General features: G+C 71.3%; 11 protein-coding genes (1 of these 11 only partly in view). 10 read left to right on the forward strand and 1 reads right to left on the reverse strand.

Annotation, left to right across the window (positions count from 1 at the left end; translation table 11 throughout):
- Positions 1–78: 78 nt before the first annotated feature.
- The 3 genes from nadC (at position 79) to WMF39_RS14055 (ending at position 2,519) form a co-directional block, all read left to right on the forward strand.
- Positions 79–930, forward strand: coding sequence for a carboxylating nicotinate-nucleotide diphosphorylase (gene nadC / locus WMF39_RS14045; protein ID WP_437747977.1), 852 nt, complete (start codon positions 79–81; stop codon positions 928–930).
- The gene (locus WMF39_RS14050) at positions 927–1,748 is read left to right on the forward strand and encodes a biotin--[acetyl-CoA-carboxylase] ligase (RefSeq protein ID WP_437746015.1); all 822 of its coding nucleotides are present in this window, start codon (positions 927–929) and stop codon (positions 1,746–1,748) included. Before nadC ends, WMF39_RS14050 begins: the two co-directional genes overlap by 4 nt.
- Positions 1,749–1,865: 117 nt before the next feature.
- Positions 1,866–2,519 carry a radical SAM protein gene (locus WMF39_RS14055; RefSeq protein ID WP_012235209.1) on the forward strand — a complete coding sequence of 218 codons (654 nt, stop codon included), beginning with the start codon at positions 1,866–1,868 and terminating at the stop codon, positions 2,517–2,519.
- 64 nt (positions 2,520–2,583) lie between these two features.
- On the opposite strand, the gene fbp is transcribed toward WMF39_RS14055, so the two are convergent.
- The gene (gene fbp, locus WMF39_RS14060) at positions 2,584–3,627 is read right to left on the reverse strand and encodes a class 1 fructose-bisphosphatase (protein ID WP_437746016.1); all 1,044 of its coding nucleotides are present in this window, start codon (positions 3,625–3,627) and stop codon (positions 2,584–2,586) included.
- A 309-nt stretch (positions 3,628–3,936) separates the two neighbouring features.
- Between fbp and WMF39_RS14065 the strand changes: the two genes are divergently transcribed.
- The 7 genes from WMF39_RS14065 to WMF39_RS14095 form a co-directional block, all read left to right on the forward strand.
- The gene (locus tag WMF39_RS14065; RefSeq protein ID WP_437746017.1) at positions 3,937–4,863 is read left to right on the forward strand and encodes a class I fructose-bisphosphate aldolase; all 927 of its coding nucleotides are present in this window, start codon (positions 3,937–3,939) and stop codon (positions 4,861–4,863) included.
- Between the two features lie 281 nt (positions 4,864–5,144).
- Positions 5,145–6,629 carry a leucyl aminopeptidase gene (locus WMF39_RS14070; RefSeq protein ID WP_437746018.1) on the forward strand — a complete coding sequence of 495 codons (1,485 nt, stop codon included), beginning with the start codon at positions 5,145–5,147 and terminating at the stop codon, positions 6,627–6,629.
- A gap of 3 nt (positions 6,630–6,632) precedes the next feature.
- Positions 6,633–7,484: a tRNA 2-thiocytidine(32) synthetase TtcA gene (gene ttcA, locus WMF39_RS14075; RefSeq protein WP_437746019.1), complete on the forward strand. Its 852-nt coding sequence runs from the start codon at positions 6,633–6,635 to the stop codon at positions 7,482–7,484.
- Between the two features lie 9 nt (positions 7,485–7,493).
- The gene (locus WMF39_RS14080) at positions 7,494–8,336 is read left to right on the forward strand and encodes a hypothetical protein (RefSeq protein WP_437746020.1); all 843 of its coding nucleotides are present in this window, start codon (positions 7,494–7,496) and stop codon (positions 8,334–8,336) included.
- A 94-nt stretch (positions 8,337–8,430) separates the two neighbouring features.
- Positions 8,431–8,613: a hypothetical protein gene (locus tag WMF39_RS14085; protein WP_157906650.1), complete on the forward strand. Its 183-nt coding sequence runs from the start codon at positions 8,431–8,433 to the stop codon at positions 8,611–8,613.
- Positions 8,614–8,717: 104 nt separating this feature from the next.
- Positions 8,718–9,593: a peptidylprolyl isomerase gene (locus WMF39_RS14090; RefSeq protein WP_437746021.1), complete on the forward strand. Its 876-nt coding sequence runs from the start codon at positions 8,718–8,720 to the stop codon at positions 9,591–9,593.
- Positions 9,590–10,131, forward strand: the 5' portion of a protein-coding gene (locus WMF39_RS14095; RefSeq protein ID WP_437746022.1) for a roadblock/LC7 domain-containing protein. The gene runs 112 nt beyond the window's last position; 542 of the gene's 654 nt are visible here — the first part of the coding sequence; it begins with the start codon at positions 9,590–9,592; the stop codon falls past the right edge of the window. Before WMF39_RS14090 ends, WMF39_RS14095 begins: the two co-directional genes overlap by 4 nt.

Genomic DNA, 10,131 nt, shown 5'->3' on the forward strand with positions numbered 1-10,131 from the left:
CGCGACACCGCTGATGCGCGCGTGCGGGACCGAGTATACCTGGGAGCGCCGCGTGGGAGCGGCGCCGAGGAGATGCCCGTGCTGGCTGCGCCGTTGCTCGATGCCCTGATCGATCGCTCTCTGGAGGAAGACCTCGCGGGAGGCGATCTCACCACCGAGGCTTGTGTCGAGGCCTCCGCGCGCGCGACCGCGAAGGCGGTCGCGCGCAAGCCGCTCGTCGCGTGCGGGGGCGACGTGTTCCTGCGCGTCTTTCAGCGCCTGGATCGGCAGGTGGAGGGCGAGGTGCTCGTCGCGGACGGCACCGCCGTCGTCGCCGGCACGGCGCTGTGGACGGTGCGTGGCCGCGCGCGCTCGCTCCTCAGCGCGGAGCGCACCGCGCTCAACCTCGCGCAGCGGATGAGTGGCGTCGCCTCCGAGGCGCGCCGCTACGCCGAGGCGATCCCGGCTGGGTCGAGCGTGCGCATCACCGACACCCGCAAGACGACGCCCGGTCTCCGCGGGCTGGAGCGCTACGCGGTGCGCGTGGGCGGCGCGCACAACCACCGCGACAGCCTCGGGAGCGCCGTGCTCATCAAGGACAACCACATCGTCGCGGCGGGCGGCATCACGACCGCCATCGCCCGCGCGCGGGCGCGTGCCCCGCACACGACGAAGGTCGAGGTCGAGGTGGCCTCGCTGCAGGAGCTCGATCAGGCGCTGGCCGCCGGCGCGGACATCATCATGCTCGACAACTTCACGCTGGCCGATGTCAAGGCCGCGTCCGCGCGCGTGCGGTCGGCGCAGCGCGGCCGGCCTCTCCTCGAGGTCTCCGGCGGCATCACGCTGGAGCGCATCCCCGAGCTCGTCGCCGCGGGCATCGACGTCATCAGCGTCGGGGCGCTGACGCATTCGGCGCGCGCCGCCGACATCGCGCTGGATCTCTCGCTGTGAGGCGGCTCGACGGGGAGGCGATGGAGCGCGAGCTCTCGCGGCTGGGCGCGTCGTTCGGGCGGCCGCTCGCCGTGGCGGCCGAGACCGCGTCGACGAACGACGACGCGCGGAGCGCGGCCGCAGCCGGCGCGCCGCACGGGGCTGCGTTCCTGGCCGACGCGCAGACCCAGGGTCGGGGGCGCGGCGGGCGCTCCTGGCACTCTCCGCCCGGCGAGAACCTCTACCTGTCGGTGGTGTTGCGCCCGAGCCTGCCGGCGAGCCGAGTGGCCCCCATCGCGCTCGTCATGGGGCTCGCCGTCGCGTCCGTCATCGAGCGACGGCTCGCGCCTCTTCCGTCCCGCGGCGCGTCGGGCGGCGGCTCCGCCGTCGAGGTGCGGCTCAAGTGGCCCAACGACGTGCTCGCCGGGGCCCGCAAGCTGGCGGGGATCCTCGTCGAGGCCCAGCTGCGCGGCGAGTCGGTGAGCAGCGTGATCGTCGGCGTCGGGCTCAACGTCCATGCGTCGAGCTTCCCGCCGGATCTGTCGGCGCGGGCCACGTCGCTCGCGATGCTCGGGATCGACGACGTCCCGCGCGAGCGCCTCGCCGCGGAGCTGCTCCAGGCGATCGGCGACGCAGCGGCGAGGTTCGAGGCAGGAGGGCTCGCGCCCTTCGCGGAGGATCTCGCCCGGATGGACTGGCTGCGCGGCCGCCGCGTCGAGGTCGGCGGCGTGGTCGGCGTCGCGGCGGGGATCGATCCGGAGGGGCACCTGCTGGTCCGCGGCGCGGACGGCATCCTTCGAGCGGTGGCGGCGGGCGAGGTCAGCGTCATCTCCAGCTGAGCGCCCCGCGCCGCTTGCGTTGCGCGCTCGGCGCGGCCAAAGCTCCCGCCCCACTTCGGGTCGCCGGCGGCATTGCGCCGCCGAGGCCGACCGAGGCTCCTCGGAGGCGTCGCTTCCTTGAAAGAAGACACCCTCGTCGTCCACGAAATCTACGCCAGCGTGCAGGGCGAATCGACGTTCGCCGGGCTGCCGTGCACCTTCGTCCGGCTCACCGGGTGCAACCTGCGCTGCGCCTGGTGCGACACGTCGCAGGCCTTCTACGGCGGCAAGCGGATCCGCCGCGGCGAGGTCCTCGAGCGCGCGCTGGCCCTCGGCACGCCGCTCGTCGAGCTCACAGGGGGCGAGCCTCTCCTTCAGCCCGGGTCGTTCCCGCTCCTCGCGGAGCTCTGCGACGCGGGCCGGACGGTCCTCGTCGAGACCAGCGGCGAGGCAGACGTCTCGCGCGTCGATCCGCGCGTGCACAAGATCATGGACCTGAAGGCGCCTGGCTCGGGGGAATCCCACCGGAACCGCTGGTCGAACCTGGATCACCTCACGCCGCGCGACGAGATCAAGTTCGTGCTCGCCGATCGGGCGGACTATGCGTGGATGCGGGACACCATCCGCGAGCGGCGCCTCGACGCGCGCGGCGTGACGCTGCTCGCCTCGTGCGTGTGGGGCAAGCTGTCGCCGAAGGAGCTCGTCCAGTGGGTGCTCGACGATGGCCTCCGCGTCCGCGTGCAGGTCCAGCTCCACAAGGTGATCTGGGGAGCAGACGCGCAGGGGGTCTGACCCGCCGGTCGCCCCCCGGCGCTGCGGCTCGTGCCGGTGAGGACGGCGCCCTTCTCTCGCAGCCTCAGCGCTCGCCGCGCACAAACTGCTCGAAATCTTCGACGTCGCGGGGCGAGCCGAGGACGAGCGGCACGCGCTCGTGGAGCGACCTCGGGACCTTGTCGAGGATGCGCTCGGCCCCCGTGCTCGCCTTTCCGCCCGCGGCCTCGAAGATGAACGCGAACGGGTTCGCCTCGTAGAGCAGCCGCAGCTTGCCCTGGCCGCCTCGATCGGCGGGGTACGCGAAGATGCCGCCCTTGAGCAGCGTCCGGTGCGCGTCCGCGACCAGCGATCCCACGTAGCGCGCGCCGTACGGCCGCCCCTCGTGCTTGCTGTCCTCCTTGATCCACGCGTTCCAGCGGCGCACGTCCTCCGGCCATCGCGCGCTGTGGCCTTCGTTGATGGAGTACGTCGAGCCGCGCTCGGGGATCCGGATGTTCTCGTGAGAGAGAAAGAACTCTCCCACGGTCGGGTCGTAGGTGAAGCCGTGCACGCCGCCGAGGCCAGTCGTGATGACGAGCAGCGTCGATGAGCCGTAGAGCACGTAGCCGGCCGCGACCAGATCGCGGCCGGGGCGAAGGAAGTCCGAGGGATCGGCGCCCATCTTGGCGTCGCTCTTTCGGAGCACACCGAAGATCGTGCCGATCGAGATGTTCACGTCGATGTTGGACGAGCCGTCGAGCGGGTCCACGACGACGATGTACTTTGCTCGTGGGTCCGTGGAGAGGAGCCTCATTTCACCGAGCTCCTCGCTCACCACGGCCGCGCAGTGCCCGCGCCTTCCGAGCACGCTGAGCAGCGTCTCGTTGGCGACCTCGTCGAGCTTCTGCACGACCTCGCCCTGGACGTTGGTCTGTCCCGTGTATCCGAGGACGTTGGCGAGGCCGGCCCGCCGGACCTTGGACGTCACGAGCTTCGCCACCAGGCCGAACTGGTTCAGGAGGGAGGTGAACGCCCCTGTCGCCGCGGGGAACCCGAGCATCCCTTCGAGGATGTATGTCTCGAGCGTGATCCCGATGCGTGACGGCGCCTCCGGCGGCTTCCAGCTCAGATCCCGTTGGTCCGACATGATCCCTCCGCGTTGTCGGCGAGGACGTTACCGCCCCGCCACGTGCTCGCGCTCGCGTCCGCCGCTGTGGCCCCGAGGGCGGACCGGCGCAGTTTCGAGAATTGCGTATCCGATGGCTTCGTACAACATCCTCGGGGCGCTGGACCGCCCGCGCGTTGGGCTCGATACGTTCGTCCAAGTCCTGAAGATGCGGCCCGAGCCCGCTCGCCCGAGCACCCTGGCACGGCGCCGCGGGCATGACGGGGTGGGTTCACGCCCCGGGCGGGCCACGCGCTTCCTGGCGCAGCAGCACCTTCGACGGAGTGATTCATGGCGCTCACCACCCGTGTAGAGCAGATCCTCTCCTGGTACGCCTCCGAGAACCCAGGCACGCTGACGAACCTCGTCCGGCTGCTCAACCATGGCGCGCTCGCGGGCACCGGAAAGATGGTGATCCTGCCGGTGGACCAGGGCTTCGAGCACGGTCCGGTGCGATCGTTCGCTCCGAACCCCGAGGCCTACGACCCCGATTACCACTTTCAGCTCGCGATCGACGCCGGGTGCAACGCCTACGCGGCGCCGCTCGGATCGCTGGAGGCGGGCGCGGCCAGGTTCGCGGGGCAGGTGCCCCTGATCCTGAAGCTGAACAACAGCGACACGCTGGCGAAGGTGGAGCAGCCCGTGTCGGCGGTGACCGGCTCGGTCGAGGACGCGCTCCGCCTCGGCTGCGTCGGCGTCGGCTACACGATCTACCCGGGGTCCGGCGCGAGAAACAGGATGTACGAGGACCTTCGCGAGATCGCCCTCGAGGCCAAGCGCAGGGGCCTGGTCGTCATCGTCTGGAGTTATCCGCGCGGCGCCGGACTTTCGAAGCAGGGCGAGACGGCCATCGATGTCTGCGCCTATGCGGCGACGATTGCGGCCCAGCTCGGCGCACACATCATCAAGGTCAAGCCGCCGACCGCTCATATCGAGCAGGAGGAGGCGAAAAAGATGTACGAGAAATACAACATTCCCATCCAGACGCTCGCCGACCGGACCCGGCACGTCGTGCAGGCGACGTTCGGCGGCAAGCGCGTGGTGATCTTCTCTGGCGGCGAGTCCAAGGCGACCGACGCCGTCCTGGAGGAGGTGCGCGAGATGGCCGCAGGCGGCTCTTTCGGGTCGATCATGGGGCGCAACGCGTTCCAGCGCCCTCGCGCCGAGGCGCTGCGGCTCCTCGCCGACGTGATCCAGATCTACGGGTCGGCGCGCTGACGCCGCTGGATCCGGCGCCCGGGCCGGGCCGGCTCGGACCCGCAGTCCGGAGGGCAGCGTCGCGCGAGGCGCTCCGACGGCGGGCCGCCGAGCGCGAAGCCTGCGTGGAGCCGCGCGGAACCGTGCGGGACCGTGCGGGACTACGCGCCTGGGAGCGGGAGCGCTCTCCCGCCCGCACCTCGGGCCGACCGCCTGCGGGCATCGTCCACGTCGACGGGGTTAGCCCTTCGTGTTTAGATGCCGCGCTGGAGACCCTCCACATCCCGGGCTCAGGAGACCGCATGCCGATCAAAGTGAACCTCGCCTCGTCCGACCCGCTGAGCATCGCCGTCGACGTCGTCGTCATCGGCGTGCCTGAAGGCGCTTCGACGGGTGAGGGCGTGCTGGCGAGGCTCGTGGCGGCGCTGGGCGAGTCGGTGACTCACCAGGTCAAGCGTGACGACTTCACGGGGAAGAGGGATCAGAGCATCGATTTCGCGACGCACGGCGCGTTGAAGCCCGGCCGTGTGCTGTTGCTCGGGCTCGGGTCGGGCAAGGTCACCGACGTCGAGTGCCGGCTGCTCGCGGCGAAGGGGGCGCGCTTCGCGAACGGCGTGCGCGCCGAGAGCGTCGCGGTCGTGGTGCCTCCCGGCGTCGAGCGCGCGGAGCGGGCTGCCGCGGAGGGGCTCGTGCTCGGGGCCTACCGGTTCACCCGCTACTTCACGGGCGATCGTGTGCCCAAGGTCGAGCTCTCCCGCGGCACCGTGGTCATCGAGGGCAAGGGGGGCAAGGCGGCGCGCGATGCCGTCGCGCTCGGCCAGCAGGTCGGCGAGGCGATCTGCGTCGCGCGCGACCTCGTCAACGAGCCGCCGAACGAGGTTTATCCGGAGGCGCTCGCGCGTGTCGCGGTGGACGTGGGCAAGCAGCACCAGCTCAAGGTGACGGTGCTCGACAAGGCCGCGCTCACCAAGCGGGGCATGAAGCTCATCATGGCGGTGGGGCAGGGGAGCGCGAGGGAGCCTCGGCTGGTCCACATGGTCTACGCTCCTCCCGGGAAGCCGAAGGGGAAGCTCGTCTTCGTGGGCAAGGGGCTCACCTTCGACAGCGGCGGGCTCTGCATCAAGCCAGCTCCGGGCATGGAAGAAATGAAGGGCGACATGGGCGGCGCCGCGAACGTGATCGCGCTGATGGCCGCCGTCGCGGCCGCCAAGCCGAACGTCGAGGTGCACGGCGTCATCGGCGCGGCAGAGAACATGCCCGACGGCGCGGCATACCGGCCCGGCGACATCTTCGGCTCTCTGGACGGCAGGACGGTGGAGATCATCAACACCGACGCCGAGGGGCGCCTGGTCCTCGCCGACTGCCTCGCCTATGCGCGCGCGCTGAAGCCGGACCTCATCGTCGATAACGCGACCCTCACGGGCGCGTGCGTCGTGGCCCTCGGGCCGACCGTGTCCGGCTTCTTCTCGAACCGCGAGGAGCTCGCGGAGCGCCTGCGGAGCGCCGCGAAGGCCGCGGGCGAGTCGATGTGGCAGCTCCCGCTCATCGAAGAGCTCCGCGACGGCCTCAAGAGCGACTGGGCCGACATCAAGCACACGGCCGACCGCTGGGGAGGGGCCATCACCGCGGCCTTGTTCCTGCGCGAGTTCGTGGGGGATGTCCCCTGGGTCCACGTGGATATCGCTGGCCCATCCATGGCGAACAAGCCGTACGGCATCTTCTCCAAGGGCGGGACGGGCCACGGCGTGCTTACCTTCCTCCGCCTCATCGAAGGCTTCACCGGCTAAACCGTGCAACTCCGCCGCAAGCTCGCGCGCGCCATGGGGCGCGCCATCACCGACTTCGACATGATCGCCGACGGCGATCGGATCCTCTGTGCTGTCTCGGGGGGCAAGGACAGCTACGCGATGCACGCGCTGCTCGTCGACCTCGCGCGGCGCGCGCCGGTCCGGTTCAGCGTGATCGCGGTCAACATCGACCAGGGGCACCCTGGCTACCCGGGACACCTCCTCACCGACTACATGGCGGCGGGCGGCCACGAGTTCCGGATGATCTCCGAGGACACCTACTCGATCGTCACCGAGAAGATCCCCGAGAACAAGACGTACTGCTCCCTCTGCTCCCGCCTGCGCCGGGGCATCCTGTACCGCATCGCGCGCGAGCTCGGCTGCTCGAAGATCGCCCTCGGTCACCACCGTGACGACGCCGTGACGACGCTGCTCCTGAACCTGATCTTCGCCGGGCAGCTGAAATCGATGCCGCCGAAGCTCATCTCCGACGACGGCGACAACATCGTGATCCGTCCGCTGATCTACTGCGCCGAGGCCGAGCTCGCCGCGTTCGCCGCGGAGGAGCGGTTCCCGATCATCCCCTGCGACCTGTGCGGGTCCCAGGACAACCTCCAGCGCAAGGCGGTGAGCCAGCTCCTCGCGGATCTCGACGCGCGCCACCCCGGGACGCGGCAGAACATGCTCGCAGCCCTCGGCAATGTGCGCCCGAGCCACCTCTTCGACACGGGCCTTTGGAAGCGGCTCGGGCTCGAGGTCGCCCGTGAAGAGGGGAGCGCAGGCGACCAGGCGGGCGTGGGTGCCCCAGCGCCGGACGTGCTGCCCGTGGGCAACCTCCTGAGAAACCTGGCCTAGCGCTCGCTCATGAGCACGGATGCCCCCGGCGCCATCTCGATCGGCGCTCCGCGCGAAGAGGAGTCCACCGCGTCGGCCTCCGTCGGTCGCGGCGGTGCGTTGACGCGCGGGGTCGACGGGGCGTCAGGCTCGGACCACCCGGAGGCGCCGCTGCCGGGGGCGGCGCGCTTCGACCTGGGTCCGGGCGGCGGGCGCGCCCCGCAGGCGTTGCTCGCCGCGGTCGTCGCCTGGATGATCACGGTCGCGCCCGCGGGTTTCGGTCGTGGCGCGCCCGTGGTCGCCAGCATCGCCGCCACGCTCGCCTTCCTGTGCGGCGTCGCTGCGCCGCTGCTCGCCGCCACGCACCGCCGGGTCGCCCGGCACCTTGGCATCTCCGTCTTTCTCGCGCTGGTCACGCTGACCTGGCTGCTGGCTTCTCCTTCCCTTCAGCCATCCCGCCTCGACCCGGTCCGCGCGGCGATCGGCGCGATCGCCTGGGGCATCTTCGCGCTTTCCTGGCGCGATCGCTGGGATGTGCGGCGCCAGCCGGAGCCGGAACCAGACGCCCCGCTCCTGCAGGCCCGAGCCCACCTCCCTCCGCTCGCGACGGCGATCGTCGCGTTCGGAGCGCTCGTGAGCCTCGCGATCCTCGTGCTCGCCTGGCGCATCCGGGACCCGGAGCGCGCCCTCTTGGCCCAGGCCGTCGCGGTGGCCTGCGCTGTCGCGCTGATCACGGCGGCGTCCGGCGTCGCGGTGGCTCGTGGTCGCCGGCACACGGGCGGCGGACGGCGGCTCCCCCACCGAGCCGTTCGGCACCTGGTGGTCCTGATCGTCTTTGCGGTTCTGGGGGCGGTGGCGATGACGCTGCGGTGAGCGGCGGCGCGGCCGTGGCCTCCCGGCTGCCGCCGCTCCCTGGTGTCCCCGCATCCCCGCCGGTTCCTCACCAAATCGCGTTACACTCATGGGCGTGTCCCGCGCAGTCGATGTGTTCGCGGTTCTGCTCCTCGTCGCCGCAGCGTTCTCCTTTGCCTTCGGGGTTCACGCGCTCGGTGATCGCCAGGATTTCAAGGCGATCTACCTCCTCGTGATCGGCGGCCTCTCGCTCAAGGCGTCCACGGAGATCCTTCGTCCCCGCGGGGGTAGCGCGTGAGCCCTGGGCGCCGAGCGATCGCGGCCGTCGCGTGTCTGTGCGCGTGCGCGGCATGGGCTGCTCTATCGACGTCCGCGAGGGGGGCGGCGCCGCTGTCGCCCGACGTGGCGGCCCGCGTGGGCGCGAGCGCCATCGCCGTCGACTCGGTAGCGCGCATCGCGGCGGCGCAGCAGATCCCGCCTGCGCAGGCCCGGGACGCGGCGGTCCGCGACGCGCTCTGGGCCGCCGAGGCACGAGCTCGCGGCCTCGAACAGGAGCCCGACGTGCGGCGCGAGATCAGCCTGCTGCTCGCCCGTCGCATGCTCCACCGCCTGAAAGAGGAGGCGGCGAACGCCGGCCCGGTGACCGACGACGAGCTGCGCGTCGCCACCGAGCGCCACTGGCTCGATCTCGATCGTCCCGAGGGGTACCGCACCGTGCACGCCGTCGTGAAGCTCTCGGAAGACGCTGGCGAGGCTACCCGTGACAGGGCGAAGGCGATCGCCGACGCCATCCGGACGGCCGTGTTGTCTTCGCGCGAGGTCGCTCAGCGCACCGAGCCGCCCCGCGCCGCGGCGACGCCGCAACCGCCCCCCGATCCGGCTGCAGAGGCGTTCATCAGCGCCGCGAAGGGCGTCCCTGCCGAGGGCTTCGAGGTCGTGGCGCAGGCGCTCGCGCCGGTGACGGAGGCGGGCCGCGTGCTCACGCCGGAGCTGCAGCAGTTTGACACCGCGTTCTCCCGCGCGGCCGCGTCCCTCGTCGCGCGCGGAGATCTCACCGAACCGGTCACATCGGCCTTCGGCGTTCATGTCATCATGCTCCTCGAGCGCATCCCGGCGCAGGTGGTGTCTGTCGAGGAGCGACGCGGCCTGGTGCGCGATGAGGTCGTGGCGGACCGCGCGCGCGCCGCCCAGTCGAGGTTCCTCGAGGTGGCACGGCGCGAGCCGAAGATCGCGGGGGCCGTCGATGCGTTGCTCGAGCTCGTGCGGATCGAGCCATGACCACCTCGCGCAACGGAGGTCGCAACCGGACCCGACGCCGGCTTCCACGTGACCAGGCGCCGTCCTCCTTCACGTCGATCCTCGAGGATCTCCTGTGCGCGATCCCGGGCGCACACGCCGCCGCGCTCGTGGATTTCGAGGGGGAGACCATCGACTACGCCGGCGGGCTCGACCCCTTCGATGTGAAGGTGACCGCGGCCCACTGGCAGCTCGTGCTGGCCGAGGTCGCAGGCTCGCGACTGGGGGTGTCGCGCCAGATCACGGTGCGCGCCCACCGCAAGAGCTACATCGTGCGCCAGCTGCAACCGGAGTACGCCTTGGTCCTGGTGCTGCACCCGCGGGCTGCCTTTGCCGCGTCCCACCGCGCGCTGCAGGAGGCCGAGGCGCGGCTCTGCGCCGAGGCCGGCTGGAGCACGTCGCGCACCACGCGGTGGTACTGCGTCGACGTCGAGACCGAGGCCTCGGATCGTGGGCGCCCCGCCCGCCTCCGCGGCGCAGGTGGCTGGCAGCCCGTCGAGGTGATGGGCTCGATGGTGGG

The sequence above is a fragment of the Sorangium sp. So ce1504 genome (assembly GCF_051521635.1).
GTDB classification, from domain to species: Bacteria; Myxococcota_A; Polyangia; order Polyangiales; family Polyangiaceae; genus Sorangium; species Sorangium cellulosum_B.